Source organism: Paraflavitalea speifideaquila, assembly GCF_032395985.1.
Lineage (GTDB): Bacteria > Bacteroidota > Bacteroidia > Chitinophagales > Chitinophagaceae > Paraflavitalea > Paraflavitalea speifideaquila.
In genome coordinates, this window is record NZ_CP135920.1 from 8063299 (window position 1) to 8076989 (window position 13691).

18 protein-coding genes and 3 pseudogenes are annotated in these 13691 nt (G+C 45.0%); 9 read left to right on the forward strand and 12 right to left on the reverse strand.

What is annotated here, in order from left to right; all coding sequences use genetic code 11:
- Positions 1-732, forward strand: coding sequence for a GyrI-like domain-containing protein (locus RS881_RS55315; protein WP_315818596.1), 732 nt, complete (start codon positions 1-3; stop codon positions 730-732).
- A 140-nt stretch (positions 733-872) separates the two neighbouring features.
- Here RS881_RS55315 and RS881_RS55320 read toward each other — a convergent pair whose 3' ends face one another.
- The 12 genes and pseudogenes from RS881_RS55320 to RS881_RS61290 form a co-directional block, all read right to left on the reverse strand.
- Positions 873-1205 carry a hypothetical protein gene (locus tag RS881_RS55320; RefSeq protein WP_315818597.1) on the reverse strand — a complete coding sequence of 111 codons (333 nt, stop codon included), beginning with the start codon at positions 1203-1205 and terminating at the stop codon, positions 873-875.
- A gap of 291 nt (positions 1206-1496) precedes the next feature.
- Positions 1497-1934 carry an FG-GAP repeat domain-containing protein gene (locus RS881_RS55325; RefSeq protein WP_315818598.1) on the reverse strand — a complete coding sequence of 146 codons (438 nt, stop codon included), beginning with the start codon at positions 1932-1934 and terminating at the stop codon, positions 1497-1499.
- A 177-nt stretch (positions 1935-2111) separates the two neighbouring features.
- Entirely contained in the window at positions 2112-2720 is a 609-nt protein-coding gene (locus RS881_RS55330) for an ASPIC/UnbV domain-containing protein (protein WP_350340357.1), read from the reverse strand.
- Positions 2633-3046, reverse strand: a complete 414-nt coding sequence (locus RS881_RS61285; protein ID WP_350340052.1) for a hypothetical protein — start codon at positions 3044-3046, stop codon at positions 2633-2635. Before RS881_RS61285 ends, RS881_RS55330 begins: the two co-directional genes overlap by 88 nt.
- The gene (locus tag RS881_RS55340; RefSeq protein ID WP_315818600.1) at positions 3007-3618 is read right to left on the reverse strand and encodes an FG-GAP repeat domain-containing protein; all 612 of its coding nucleotides are present in this window, start codon (positions 3616-3618) and stop codon (positions 3007-3009) included. The genes RS881_RS61285 and RS881_RS55340 overlap by 40 nt, the downstream gene beginning before the upstream one ends.
- A pseudogene (locus RS881_RS55345) lies at positions 3606-3893 on the reverse strand (hypothetical protein); the annotation flags it as partial. The pseudogene RS881_RS55345 and the gene RS881_RS55340, both read right to left, overlap by 13 nt.
- Positions 3830-4123 (reverse strand): FG-GAP repeat domain-containing protein, encoded by a 294-nt coding sequence (locus tag RS881_RS55350; RefSeq protein ID WP_315818601.1) that lies wholly within the window; start codon positions 4121-4123, stop codon positions 3830-3832. The gene RS881_RS55350 and the pseudogene RS881_RS55345, both read right to left, overlap by 64 nt.
- Before the next feature lie 453 nt (positions 4124-4576).
- Positions 4577-5752 (reverse strand): IS4 family transposase, encoded by a 1176-nt coding sequence (locus RS881_RS55355; RefSeq protein WP_315818602.1) that lies wholly within the window; start codon positions 5750-5752, stop codon positions 4577-4579.
- 132 nt (positions 5753-5884) lie between these two features.
- Positions 5885-7113: pseudogene (locus RS881_RS55360) on the reverse strand (DUF1015 domain-containing protein).
- Positions 7114-7130: 17 nt separating this feature from the next.
- Positions 7131-8216: a 3-phosphoserine/phosphohydroxythreonine transaminase gene (gene serC, locus RS881_RS55370; RefSeq protein WP_315818604.1), complete on the reverse strand. Its 1086-nt coding sequence runs from the start codon at positions 8214-8216 to the stop codon at positions 7131-7133.
- A gap of 146 nt (positions 8217-8362) precedes the next feature.
- Complete coding sequence (locus RS881_RS55375; protein WP_315818605.1) at positions 8363-9445, reverse strand: zinc dependent phospholipase C family protein; 1083 nt, start codon at positions 9443-9445, stop codon at positions 8363-8365.
- Positions 9420-10063 (reverse strand): annotated as a pseudogene (locus RS881_RS61290) (DUF502 domain-containing protein). The gene RS881_RS55375 and the pseudogene RS881_RS61290 overlap by 26 nt, the downstream one beginning before the upstream one ends.
- A 331-nt stretch (positions 10064-10394) precedes the next feature.
- Here RS881_RS61290 and RS881_RS55390 point away from each other — a divergent pair.
- The 8 genes from RS881_RS55390 to RS881_RS62475 all read left to right on the forward strand — a co-directional run bounded on the left by RS881_RS55390 (position 10395) and on the right by RS881_RS62475 (position 13512).
- Positions 10395-10601 (forward strand): TetR/AcrR family transcriptional regulator, encoded by a 207-nt coding sequence (locus tag RS881_RS55390; protein ID WP_315818607.1) that lies wholly within the window; start codon positions 10395-10397, stop codon positions 10599-10601.
- Positions 10598-10969 carry a hypothetical protein gene (locus RS881_RS55395; protein WP_315818608.1) on the forward strand — a complete coding sequence of 124 codons (372 nt, stop codon included), beginning with the start codon at positions 10598-10600 and terminating at the stop codon, positions 10967-10969. Before RS881_RS55390 ends, RS881_RS55395 begins: the two co-directional genes overlap by 4 nt.
- A gap of 10 nt (positions 10970-10979) precedes the next feature.
- Positions 10980-11294, forward strand: a complete 315-nt coding sequence (locus RS881_RS55400; RefSeq protein WP_315818609.1) for a hypothetical protein — start codon at positions 10980-10982, stop codon at positions 11292-11294.
- Positions 11282-12028 (forward strand): TolC family protein, encoded by a 747-nt coding sequence (locus tag RS881_RS55405; protein ID WP_315818610.1) that lies wholly within the window; start codon positions 11282-11284, stop codon positions 12026-12028. Before RS881_RS55400 ends, RS881_RS55405 begins: the two co-directional genes overlap by 13 nt.
- Positions 12022-12291, forward strand: a complete 270-nt coding sequence (locus RS881_RS55410) for a TolC family protein (protein ID WP_315818611.1) — start codon at positions 12022-12024, stop codon at positions 12289-12291. The genes RS881_RS55405 and RS881_RS55410 overlap by 7 nt, the downstream gene beginning before the upstream one ends.
- Before the next feature lie 68 nt (positions 12292-12359).
- Positions 12360-12554, forward strand: coding sequence for a hypothetical protein (locus RS881_RS55415; RefSeq protein ID WP_315818612.1), 195 nt, complete (start codon positions 12360-12362; stop codon positions 12552-12554).
- Between the two features lie 11 nt (positions 12555-12565).
- Complete coding sequence (locus tag RS881_RS55420) at positions 12566-13453, forward strand: efflux RND transporter periplasmic adaptor subunit (RefSeq protein WP_315818613.1); 888 nt, start codon at positions 12566-12568, stop codon at positions 13451-13453.
- Entirely contained in the window at positions 13414-13512 is a 99-nt protein-coding gene (locus RS881_RS62475; protein WP_484557610.1) for a hypothetical protein, read from the forward strand. The genes RS881_RS55420 and RS881_RS62475 overlap by 40 nt, the downstream gene beginning before the upstream one ends.
- The last annotated feature ends 179 nt before the right edge of the window (positions 13513-13691 follow it).

Genomic DNA, 13691 nt, shown 5'->3' on the forward strand with positions numbered 1-13691 from the left:
TTGGACAACAGTAAATGGGCAGGCTGGTGGCCAGGTGGACAGGCGAGTATTACAGGAGATGCTTATCACCTCAATGGACGAATTTTTAAAGCCAGGCATATCTATCTTACAGGTGTAGACATGTTGGTAGATCATGAAGGAGATACGAGCAGTGGGATGTTGTCGATGATGCCCTATGGAAATGATTCGATCAAAATTTCATGGGACTATCAATTGCAATCAAGCCTCAACCCCATTAAAAGGAGGGGGCAACTACGGGAAGCGAAGAAGTTACAAATGGATATGACGAATCTATTGCAACAAATGGCCTACTTCCTAAGTGACGAACAAAATATCTACCAAATCCGGGTGACACGCAGCAAGATTACGGACAGCTTGTTGGTCATGACAAGGCAAACGCTCAATCAGGAGCCAGATGAAGCCAACATCTACAGGTTAATCAATCAACTACAGCAATACATCAACAAAGCAGGGGCCCAAGTGACCAATCCACCGATGGTACATTTACGAAAAACAGGCGGGACGCAAGTAGAAGTAATGGTAGGGCTGCCGGTTAATAAAGTAATCAATAGTACAGACCGCTTTGCTTTCAAACGAATGGTGCCGGGCAATGCACTGGTTACTGAAATAAACGGGGGCCAGGCACTATACGCAATGGCTTTCATCAACTGGAAAAATACATGTCGGACCATCGGCTGGTTTCACCCGCCATTCCCTTTGAATCGCTGGTGACGGACAGGATTCAGCAGGCTGACTCCAGTAAATGGGTGACAAGGATCTATTATCCGGTGTTTTGAGGCGGCAATGGTGAACTGGCAGTCGTGAATCGGCAATTGGCCATCTTTTGCTTTGATTGGAGGTTTTGAATAAAATCATTTATCAGAAAACCGGAGTACAAGGGTGCTATCGTTATTCCTGGCCAGCACGAGGGCCTCTTTACCTGCAATCTTAATTTTACTGATGTGGCGTACCTGCCCTTTCACAGGGAGGCCATTGATATTTTCCGGCTCCAGAACTCCTTTCCCCCTGTTCACCAGGATGGTACCCATATCAGCATCATACCTTCCCATTTGGATATTGTTGTCATAGAAATTGCCACCCAGCAAAATATCGGGTAAAGAATCATTATTGGCATTGATGACCACTGCATCGCGATAGGAACTTAGCTGCGCCTGCCAGGGCAGAGGCTGCAGGGTAAACTGCATATTGCCCTGGTTGAGGAAGATGGCATTGGAAAAATAATCGGCGGTGAATAGTTCGGCCTTCTCCAGCTTTTCGGCAGTAAAGATGTCGCTTAGTGATGCCTTGGCAAAATCGCCGGCATAAAGGAACCTTTTTCAATACAGGCAGTTGACGCTGGAGTTCGTCTTTATTGGCAAAAGGAATTTCACGGCCCTGCAGGAAATAGGTCAACACTTGTTCCTTCCTACCATTGTCATCAAAATCGTTGTAATACATTTTCACGGGTTCTTTGGCTGATGCTTTCAACCGGCTATTCAATCCCAGGTTACCGGCCACCAGATCCATGTCACCATCGCGGTCAATATCAACAGGCAAGATGAAATTCCACCAACCTTTCTTTTCGGTGATCCATTGGGGGTAAACTTTCCTTTGTCATTCATAAAAGCAGCAATGCCATTCCACTCCAGGGTAAGGAGTAAATCCTGATCGCCATCTTTATCAATATCAACCCATTTGCCCTGGGTTACCAAACCGGGTTGTAGGAGGCCAGGGGCGTATTGGGTTGTTACATCTTTGAACCTGCCAGCTTTGTCGTTTTCCAAAAGGTAAGAACGGGGAATACGGCCGTACTCATAGGGAAAAGCGCGACCACCTATAAAAAGGTCTACAAAGCCATCGCCAGTAAAATCATACGGTAGTACACAGGAAGCGGTCATAAACAGATCGGTAAAAGCGTCCGCCAGCTTAGTCAAGTGTCCTTTCGTATTATTGATATATACTCTGGGCAGGAGAATGGGGTCCTGGCCATAGTATTCATTGCCCCGCTGGCTACTACAAGGTCCAACTGTTTATCATTGTTTACATCTACCCAACAAGCATCTACATCTTCATAGATGCTATCATTGTCTAATGCAGGTTGCAGGGATCTTTCAAACCGGCCGGTACGGTTTTGGAGAAAGAGCGCGCTTTTTTTTTCCTTTGGAAGCACCGAGGAAAACATCCTCCAGGCCGTCGCCATTCATATCGCCTACAGCCAGGGCTGGCCCCTCGGCAGCATTCATGTGGGGTATCAATAATTCTCGGTCAAACTCAACAAAATGATTTTCCTGGTGACGGTACAGGAGATTCACGGTATTGGTAATATCAACGACAGGCAATAAGGTATTTTTATAGGCGCCGGTAAGGTTGGTATAATCAAATTTTGCCAAGGTGCCGGGACTATAGGTAAGGGTAATATGGTTGGTATCGGACCAGTGAATGGGTTGGTAAGTATTATCGGGCCAAATGATGAACATGGAATCTACCTCGGTAGCATCGAGTCCAATATGGAGGGGTATTTCCATGGATGACTGGAAACCCCGAGCTGCAAATTTTTCATAGGTTCTGATGGTTCGATCAGCAAAAAGAATGGCTTTTGCGCCCACGGCATTTACATTATTGGCTGGCCCTTTCAATTGTATGGAAAGAAAGTGTTTGGTTTTCTGATCATTGGCAGTATTGCGGTATAGTAAAGCCGGTTCATCAATATTGTTGACCACGATATCAAGATCGCCATCGTTATCAAGATCGGCATACACGGCTCCATTGGAATAAGTAGGCCTGTCGTTCTCAATTCTACTACCCTGGTCGTCAAAAGCAGCATTCCCTGTATTATGGAAAAGCGATTGGGCAATTTGATCTCCGGGAATTTATTGATGAGTGCCATGTCTTTCTCCTGGATCTCACCGGCTCTTATTTTTCTTTGTATCTCATCGTTGGAGATATAATTGACATAGTCGATATCATTGAGGCGTTTGGGAATACCATTGGACACAAAGAGGTCTTTCAAGCCATCGTTGTCGAAATCCATCCACAGGGGGCCCAAGACCAATCGGTAGCATATACGCCTGCGTACACTCCTATTTCGCTAAACTGTCCGTTGCGTCTATTGAGTTGAAGTGTGTTGCGTGCATACTGGTAATTATAACCATGTTTTATTTTGGTATGAAAGATATCATATGCGTCTTCACCCAGGGACCTTTTAAGAATATAGGGATCTGATGGCAGCATGTCCATAGAAATAATCTCGGGGTAAGCATCGTTGTTGATATCGGCTACATCTACACCCATGGAAAACTGGCTGGTATGCATGATGCTGTTGGTGAGCTCATCTTTGAAGGTCCCGTTCTTTTGGTTGATATAGAGGTAATCGTTCTCATGGAAGTCATTACCGATATACAGATCGGGCCAGCCATCGAGGTTGATATCGGATACAGCAATCCCCAAACCATAGCCAATGACGGAGCTATTGATACCGGATTGACGGGTAATATCGGAAAAATGGCCATTATCATTCCGGTACATGCGATCTCCGGAAAGGGAGTCATAGGTATTGGCATAGGTATGGCGAGCAGCAAAAGTATTGTTGTAGCGCAGGGAATGGTTCAACAGGTACATATCGAGATCGCCATCCAGGTCGAAGTCAAAAAAGCAGCTTGTGTACTGAAGCCCGAGAATGCGAGGCCATAAAGCTGAGCCACTTCTTTGTAAACGGGAATGCCTTTTTCAATGCGTTCGCAAAGGAGGAGTTGATTACGGCTTTGGAGTGATTCATAATTACCAACACGGCAAATGTAGATATCCAATAAGCCATCGTTGTTAATATCGACTACGGAAACGCCGGTACTCCAGGCTGTATCGCCGGGGATATGGGCCTCGGCAGAAATATCTCTAAACTGTAAGTTGCCTTTATTAAGGAATAGTTTATTGGGCTGCTGATTGGCTGCAAAAAGAGGTCAATCAACCCATCGTTGTTAAAATCGCCGGCCCCCACTCCTGCGCCATTGTAGAAGTACATATACTTCAGCATATTGATGGTATTGGTGGGGGTGAGTTTATTGGTAAAGCTGAGGCCAGTACGTGTATGCTCTAATACTTCAAATACCGGGGAGTGTTTGTTCACGGGAACGGCAAGCTGCCAGGAGTATGATACTAAAGCAAAGGCTGGTGATCCCAGCAATGTAGTGGTTGGTGCGGCTCATAGCAGCAGTAATCGTTTAAACTAATATAAGCTTAATTGTCTGAACCTTGATTTTTAGATTTAGGGGATTGGAGGAGGGGTACTGTCAAGGACCAGGGGGTTCGCAGAGCGAGGTAAAATTACAAGGGTGAGCCGCCTTTGGAAGGCTATTGTGTACCCACATCTTTTTGTAAAGCATATCCCTGATAAATGGTGTAAAACTTAGTTAGTCCATTTATCAGGGTATTAAACCCTGGTTTTCTTTGGGATGCATATCCTTTCCATCCCCCAGTCGTGCTAATATCCAAAATGCCCAGGCTAAGTTTTGCTGCTGAAAGGGATTTGATTGTTTCTCTGTTTTGCCCTGTACCTTTTTATTGATATTTGCCAAACACGCTACTTCCTCATCCTCAAACATTGTTCCCGTATCAGGACTATCCCCTTCCTCCATACCGTAGGCAATTGACATCTGAAACAACTTAATGATCGTGTCCAGCAGCATGAGGGTAAGTTTGCGGATGCTCCAACCACTTTCCAGCTCACTGCCTTCAATATTAAAACATTCCTTTTTAGCACTTTAAATACCTCCTCGATAAACCACCTGCATCTGTACCATTCTATCACCGTATGGGCCTGTTCAAAGTCTTCTACCGGCCAGGTAGTATATAGACGCCATAATATCGGGTCTGCAAAGTCTGTGTTTACCTCCCGCGCCTCTATTACGGTTAACTGTACCGATGACCCTGGCATGGACGCTGCCTTCTTATGAGGCTTCTTTAACTTTACTTTGCCAATTTTTACGGCTATGTCAGCCTCCCTCTTTTTCCTGGTTTTGTCTTTATGCTGATAGCTGATGGTTGTCCTATAATGACCCGCTACGGGCAATCCCTCTATATGATCCCAAAGCTTTACACCCTGTTCCAGCCGCCTGTTATGGTTGCTGCGTACCAGCAAAAAGAACTTGCCATCCTGGGGAGCCATGGCAAACTGTTCATAAAAATCGCCCTCCCTGTCCTGAATAATGATCACTGCCTGGGCTGCCGACAGGCTCTTGTAAGTCTGTTCATTGGAATCCACCCATACCTGGCTCTCCTTTTCTGATACACTCATGCGCTGCTGAACATAATGCGACACTTCCTGTCTCTGATGCTCCCTGGACCACACCTCAATACCCGAGTACCCATAGGGATAGCTCGTTCGGGCATCTATTACCAGGCTCGGATGTAACTTAAAGCCTATCCCTCTTATCGTATCGTTGATCGGACCAAGACTCTCATCATAGAGGATCCGTCCACTATGATCACATAGATTGATCTCGGTGGTATCCTGTATCGATAAAACTACATTGCCAGCACTTACCTTACCGCAACGCTCTACCATCTCCCTGATCAACAGGTCTTCTTGTACTTTATCATTCTTTAAAAAACGATAATATCCTTTTTGTTCTGCACGACTATTGGATATCGATTGAATACTACTATAACCTGCTCGAAATAAAGAACTTAGTAATTGTTCCCCGCGACGCTCTATTCGTTTATCCCCGAATAAGTAATTATAATTGCTTTGATTCATAGTCACAAAGCTATTAGTTGTGGGTACACAATAGCCTTTGGAAGGCGACCCACCCTTGTAAAGGGCAAGCCGGAAGCTTGCAAATAGGCTCATCCCGCCACTTGGCGGGAAGGCGAGCGAGTGTAATATTGTTTATCCAATTAAATGCGTAAGGAGTCCATCACGAAGCTTAGGTTCAAACCAAGTGCTTTTGGGAGGCATTACATTGCCACTGTCGGCAATATCAAACAACTGCTGAATGGTAACAGGGTGCAGGCTAAATGCAACGGCCATTTCGCCGCTATTCACCCTTTTCTCCAATTCACCCAGTCCACGGATACCACCTATAAAGTCTATGCGCTTATCGGTACGTTGGTCCTTAATACCCAGGTGTTTGTCCAGTATATTGTTGGACAGGATGGACACATCCAATACACCTATGGGATCGGAAGTGTAGGTGCCTTCTTTGGAGGTGAGTTTATACCATTGTCCTTTGGTATACATCCCAAATTCATGGAGGTTTTCGGGAGCCAGGGGAGCGGCAATTTTTTCGACTGTAAAATCGGCAGCAAGCTTTTGTAGTAATTCAGCTTCAGTAAGACCATTCAGGTCCTTGACCACCCGGTTGTAGTCCATAATGTACAACTGGTTGGAAGGAAATAAAGTAGTTAGGAAGTAGTTGGCCTCGGGAGTGGCTTGCTGACCAAGGGCTTTACGCACTTTGGCGGCGGAAGCTGCACGGTGGTGGCCATCGGCAATATAGGTAGCAGGTACTACGGTGGCAAAAATATCGGTGATGCTTTTAATGATCGCATCATTGTTTACTACCCAGATGGTATGGCTGATATTGTCGCTGGCAGTGAAATTGTATACGGGATGGTGACCGGCTTTCCAATCTTCAATAAGTTGATCTAGTTCGGTCACATTCCTATAAGCGAGGAAAACATTACCTGTTTGTGCCCCTGAGGTTTTGATATGATTGATGCGGTCTTGTTCTTTTTCAGGACGGGTAAATTCGTGCTTTTTATAATATCGTTTTCGTAATCATCTACTGAGCTGGCAGCTACCAGTCCGGTTTGGCTACGGCCATTCATGACGAGCTGGTAAATATAATAGCAAGGTTTATCTTCCCGGAATAGGATACCGCGCTGGATAAAAGCGGCCAGGTTTTCCTTTGCTTTGTCGTAGACAGCTTGTGTATGAATATCGGTATTCTCGGGCAGGTCAATTTCGGACTTGGTAATATGGAGAAATGAATTGGGATTACCGGCTGCTTCTTCACGGGCTTCCAGGGAATTCAATACATCATAGGGGCGGGAAGCTACCTGGCTGGCCAATTCGGGTTGAGGACGTAATGCTTTAAATGGTTGTATGGATGCCATAAATAGTTTGTTGTGAATTATCCTTTACGTTGAGCGAAATCGTTCATCAGATCGGTCAGGGCCTGTACGCCAGCCAATGGCATGGCATTGTAAATGGAAGCGCGGAAGCCTCCTACGGTACGGTATCCCTTCACACCTACCATACCGTTTTCTTTACATAGGGCCAGGAATTCTTTTTCCAGTTCAACATCGTCCATTACAAAGGTAACGTTCATTTTGCTACGGTCTTCCAGGGCAGCAGTTCCTTTGAAAAGCGGGAGTTTGTCGATGGTGCTGTACAGTAGTGCCGCTTTTTGGTTGTTGATCTTTTCAATGGCGGGTACACCTCCTTGCTCTTTGAGCCAGCGCAGGGTGAGCATACACACATAAACAGCAAATACGGGCGGGGTATTAAGCATGGAACCGTTGGCGATATGGTTGCGGTAATCCATCATAGTCGGGATCTTTCGATCTACTTTACCCAGCATGTTCTTATTCACCACAACGAGGTTTACACCGGCAGCGCCCACATTTTTTTGAGCGCCTGCATAGATCAGGTCAAATTTATTGAAGTCCAATGTACGGCTCAGGATATCGCTGCTCATATCGGCTACGAGGGGTACACCAGCCTCATAAAATGGGTTCATATCCTGCCACTGGGTACCATAAATGGTATTGTTGGAAGTGATGTGCAGGTATTTGGCTGTTTTTGGTACAACGAGTTGTTTGGGCAGGTAATTATAGCCGGCTTCTTTTGAACTACCCACTACTTCAACATGACCATAAAGGAGCGCTTCCTTAATAGCTTTAGCACCCCAAATATCGGTATCAGTGTAAGCTGCTATCTCATTATCATTCAGCAGGTTCATGGGTACCTGGAAAAATTGGGTAGAGGCTCCACCATGAAGGAACAATGCTTCATGATCGGCATCCAATTGCATCAGTTCCTTTACCAGGGCGATGGCTTCGTTCATTACGGCTTGAAAGTGATCGGTACGATGACCCAATTCCAAGATGGATAAACCGGTATTGTTAAAGTTCAGAATTGCTTGTGCAGCTTGTTCAAAGACTGTGCGGGGCAAAATGCTGGGGCCTGAATTGAAGTTGTAGATCGCTGATTTCACGGCTCGATTAATTTCACTGTTAAAAAAGAAGGGCAAAGGTACTAATAGTTTCTGGTTTCCGGTTGCCAGATATGAGCTTCCAGTTGCTGGTGAGCGGAATTGTCAAATTCCCCAGTTCATTAATAGACTAAATAATTATTATATCATCAGTCGCAGTACCTGTCCTTAACTGTTCCCTTTTTCCATTGTTGGTTGAGGGTTTCAAACTCTTGTAAATCGGCCTGGGAAAAGTTTTTATTGGCGAGGTGTTTCAAATCGGGCTGGCCGGCATTGATCCAGGCAGTGTACCAAAATGAGGCTACGGCATAAATTGATTGGCGCATGCGCCGTTCGATCATATTGTTGAGGCGGCGATTGTACTGGCGGCAATAAGCCTGGGCATACTGGCGGGTAATAATGCCATTCCGGTCTTCAAAAGCGAATTTCTGATCGACGGGAAATTCCTTGTTCAAGGTGCTTTCAAATCGGAGAACGGTATCTGATGCAGCAGCGCTTTCCAACACCCTGTTCCAAATAAAATTACCGGGGTCGTCCAAATAAGCAGCCTTACCAATCAAGAAATCCCATTCTTTATCGGCCAGTAATTCGGGTATACGGGATTCCCAGAAGCCATGAATGCCCTGCTGACCGGTATGCTGGCCATTGTGGTTGCTGCAAACGTGCAAGGGAACATGTGCATCGCCGATATAATGACCAATATCGGCCGACAATTTTAAGATCTTTATTTGATCCTTTTCTTTAAAAGCAGCGGTCAGCCGGTGCAACATGGTTTGTATCCACCAGGGAACGATGCCATATTGCATCAGGGTATCGGCTGAGTATTTTGCTTCAGCCTCTTTCCATTGGCGTGGCAGGGAGTCATAAGGATAGGTGCCATAATGATCTATATCGATGTAATGACGTGGGCCTTCAATGGGTAAGGCATAACGGCGCTTATCGGGGTCAACGGCATGTTCGCTAAGAAAATGAAGATGGGGTTTGTAGAAGACAATCATTTCGGGTGGCAGTAGGAAAACAGCCAGGTAGTTGATCTTGCGGTGGGCATAAAAGCCCCAGCAGAAGGAGGAGTAGGATGTGGACAGAAGGAGAGTGATGAAGATGATCTTTTTCATATCGGCAATCGTGAATCGGCAATGCGCTTGCCTGGTATTAAAATAGCCATAATCAACCAGTGGCTGATTACATGGTTGGGGAAGGCCAGCTTCAGTTAGTTTTTTCCTCATGATCATCTTCGATGTGGGTAACACCACCGGAGATAGCAAATTTCATAGCATCGGTAGAGCTTATATCGGTCAGTAGCCTTACACGCTCGCGGGTTACAAAATAGAGGCGGCCTGTAAAAGCGTAAGATTGGGGAACATATACCGCTACATGTTCTTGAAGTCCAAATTCGTTCAGTTCCTGTTGGGTGATAAAGCCAATTTGCCAAACATCAGCAGATTCTACGCTTACGAGTACGGCTTTATCGAACTTGCGTTTATTACCTGCAAAGGCTTCAAAAAATCTTTTATGGTACTGTAGATGAGTTTTATTCCAGGGGTTCGTTCGAGTATTTTATCGAACAAATCAACTAATCGGCTTACTATAAATGAAGAGGAAATATAGCCCACCAGGATTACAATGAGGATCACCAGTCCAAATCCCAAACCGGGAATTTTATTGGGAAGGCCTTCGCTATTGGTGCCTATCCAATGTGGAAATACGGTTTGTATGAGGCTAGGCAATATGCCATCCACAAAATTGAACAGGGCTGTTACTGCATATATAGTAATGGCAATGGGTGCCAGGATGATCAATCCCTGCAAAAAATATTGAAAAAACTTTTTCAATACCTGCTTAGTCTTCATGTTACAACAATGATTTGGGGCAAAATTACAGGTGTGGGGCGAGCCTGCCTGATATTATTTTTATTGGTCTCTTTTTCTTAACACTCATTGATTTATAGAACGCCAAGAGATGGTAGCCTGGTCTCCCTGGGCGCATTTCTGCTGCTTCCTACGAACAACTGTTTGCTAATTATTTAGTACGGGTGGTAAAAAAAGGGCATGGAAACTTTCGTAACGAAAAAGTTTCCCTAGTTTTACGCCCTGAAAATATGATACCAGAACCAAATACGAAAGTGCGGATCCGGCAAAAGCAGAAGAGCTGTTTACGAAGTACGGGATCCGGAGTGTAAGCATGGATGATATTGCCAATGCGTTGGGCATGAGTAAAAAGACGATCTACCAGTATTTTGTGGATAAGGATGAGTTGGTAGAAGCAGTGGTAGTGGCGGACATTAACCATATGCAGCAGGATTGTGCGGGTGTAATTGCTGATGCGCAAGATGCGGTGCAGGAGATCTTTTTACGATTGACCGGCTGCTGGAGCAGTTCCGCAATATGAATCCTATGTTAATCTACGACCTGGAAAAATTTCATTTCCGGGGATTCCAGAAATTCATGGAGCATAAGAATAAGTTCTTATTGCAGGTTATCCGCAACAATATGGAACGAGGCCTTGCAGAGGGGTTATACCGGGAAGACCTGAATGTAGAAGTTCTTTCCAAATTCCGCCTGGAATCGTTGATGATCCCTTTTAATGTGGATCTCTATCCTCCTGGCAAATACAGCCTGGCAGATGTATCGAAAGAGCTCATAGAGCATTATGTATATGGGTTGGCCTCTCTAAAAGGATATAAGCTGATCGTAAAATATAAAGAAGAACGTTTAAAACAAGCAAAACATGAGACCTTATCAGGTAAGACGAAGTAAAAGCCTACTATTGCTACTCCTGGCGGGCCTAACCGTTCAAATGTCCATAGGGCAGGAAAAACAACATGCGCTATCGGCGCGGCAAGCTGTTGAATATGCGCTCAAAAACAGCGGTCAGGTAAAAAATGCGCTGACCAATATTAAGATACAGTTGCAGACGAACCGTGATGTAACATCGGCCGCATTACCCTCACTAAATGGGTTTGTATCTGGCACCAATTACATGGATATCGCCACGCAGTTGATACCGGGGAATTTTTTAACCAACCGGGCACGTATATACCGGTACAGTTTGGTACCCGGTACAATGTATTGTATGGGGTAGAACTTAAACAGCTATTGTTTGACGGACAGGTATTTGTGGGGCTGCAGGCGCGGGATGCCGCCATGGACTATGCCAGCCTGAATGCAGCGGTTACTGAAGAAATGATCAAGGCTAATGTATATAAGATCTATTATCAACTGGCAGTAGGCAAAAAGCAGCTCGAAGTATTTGACATCAACATAGCCCGGACATCGACACTGTTGCACAATACGGAGGAGATGTACAAGAACGGATTCCAGGAAAAGCTGGACGTTGATAAGTTACTGGTTAATTTATCGAACCTGCGTACAGACAAGTTGAAGCTTGAGAACCGGTTAAAAACGGGCAATGTGGGATTGAAATACCTGTTGGGTATGCCGGTTAAAGAAGTATTGAACTTAACGGATACGGTAAGTGAGGCCAGTATTAAGGAAGACCTACTTTCCGGAGACAGTGCAAGTTATGAGAACAGGAAGGAGTACCAATTGTTGAAAACTACGGAAAAACTGAACCAGTACAATATCAAACGGTACCAAATGGGATACATACCTACTGTTTCTCTAACAGGTTCATACAGCCAGAATGCACAGCGTAATAAGTTTAATTTCTTTAAGGGTGGGGAAGCCTGGTTTAAGTCGACCTATATCGGGCTGCGGATAGACGTACCCATTTTTGATGGTTTCTCGAAAGACGCCAAGATCAAAAGGCACGACTTGAGCTGGAACAAACGCAGACCACCAAGGCTGATATGGTGAACAAGATCCAAACGGAGATCGATACAGCACAGATCAGCTTGCACAATGCTTTGGTGACAATGACTGAGCAGAAAAAGAATATGGAGCTGGCTGAGCAGGTATATAACCAGGCAAAACTGAAATACGAACGAGGGTTGGGATCAAACCTGGAAGTAACGAATGCAGAAGCGGAGCTTAAAACGGCACAGAATAATTATTTCTCTTCTCTATACGATGCAGTAGTAGCCAAGATTGAATACTTACGAGCAACGGGGAAGCTTTGACGCAAACCTTAACAACCTAATTAATAGCATTTAAATAACGAATCATGAAAACGATGTATAGATTAAGCGTGATCGCCCTGGTACTGGTGCTGGCTGCCTGTGGTGCAACGACAGACGGCAAAAAGGACCTGGCGAAGAAAAAGACTGAGTTGGAAACACTGAAGAAAGAGCAAAAAGATATAAATATTAAAATTGACTCGCTGGAAGCGCAAATCGGCAGGCTTGACACCAGTGCTGTAAAAGAAGAAAAACCAAGCTGGTAACGCTTAATTCGTTGAAGCCGGGTTACTTCGTTCATTATATTGACCTGAAGGGAAGTATTGATGCGCAAAATATTGCGTATGTGAGCCCTCGTGGTATAGGTGGCCAGGTAAAGGGTATTTATGTAAAGCAGGGTGACAATGTTCGTAAGGGTCAATTGTTGCTGAAGCTTGATGATGTCACTGCTACGCAACAAATTGAGCAGTTAAAGGTGCAGTTAAGTCTATTGCAAACGACCTATGACCGTCGTAAAAACCTGTGGGATCAAAAGATTGGTGCCGAAATAGACTTGCTGAAAGCCAAGAATGATCTGGACAACATGAATAAGCAGATCGATCTGGCTAAAGAGACGTTGGATATGACGAATGTGTATGCAGAAATAAGTGGGGTAGCAGACCAGGTGAATATTAAAGTGGGTGAGCTGTTCAGCGCTCAATCGGCGGCGGCGGACCCCAACAGGCCGGCTATCCGGATTGTAAACACAAATGACTTAAAGGTGGTAACGCAGGTACCTGAAAATTACCTTGGCCGTGTAGGTGTAGGCAGCAATTTATTAATTACTCTCCCTGAATTGGGTAACGATACACTTAGAACCAAGATCAATGTAGCTGGTAAGATCATTGACCCCAATACACGAGCCTTCTATGTAGAAGGCAGGATACCAGCCGGCAAGCAACTTCGCCCCAATCAGCTGGCCATGGTGCGCATACAGGATTATGCTGCTCCAAATGTCATCACGATACCGGTGGCCACGATCCAAAGTGATGAAAAGGGCAAGTTTGTAATGGTAGCCGTAAAGGAGAAGGATAAGCTGGTAGCGAGGAAAAAGCCATCACGATTGGCGAGTCGTACGGCGACAAGTTGGAAGTTAAAGGAGGTTTGCAAGCAGGCGATCAACTGATCGTAGAAGGTTTCCAGGGGTTGTATGACGGGCAATCACTCACTACGGAAGTAAAATAGAGGGGAAGTCGGAAAGACGGAGAAGTCCGGAAGTCCGAAAGAGGAATATAAATAAAGACGGTTAAGGCGATTCAACAATTCTTAAATCAATCTTATGAGTGTTCTGGAAAATATAACGGGGAAGTTTAAGCATTTCAGGCCTACCACCTGGAGTATAAAAACAAGACCTCTATCTACCT

Excerpts from the sequence above, each read along its gene's own strand:
- RS881_RS55410 (WP_315818611.1), top strand. The coding sequence starts at position 12,022 with ATGGTGAACAAGATCCAAACGGAGATCGATACAGCACAGATCAGCTTG.
- RS881_RS55340 (WP_315818600.1), bottom strand. The coding sequence starts at position 3,618 with ATGTACCTGTTGAACCATTCCCTGCGCTACAACAATACTTTTGCTGCT.
- RS881_RS55395 (WP_315818608.1), top strand. The coding sequence starts at position 10,598 with ATGAATCCTATGTTAATCTACGACCTGGAAAAATTTCATTTCCGGGGA.
- RS881_RS55320 (WP_315818597.1), bottom strand. The coding sequence starts at position 1,205 with ATGCAGTTTACCCTGCAGCCTCTGCCCTGGCAGGCGCAGCTAAGTTCC.
- RS881_RS55390 (WP_315818607.1), top strand. The coding sequence starts at position 10,395 with ATGGATGATATTGCCAATGCGTTGGGCATGAGTAAAAAGACGATCTAC.
- RS881_RS55355 (WP_315818602.1), bottom strand. The coding sequence starts at position 5,752 with ATGAATCAAAGCAATTATAATTACTTATTCGGGGATAAACGAATAGAG.
- RS881_RS55375 (WP_315818605.1), bottom strand. The coding sequence starts at position 9,445 with ATGATCATGAGGAAAAAACTAACTGAAGCTGGCCTTCCCCAACCATGT.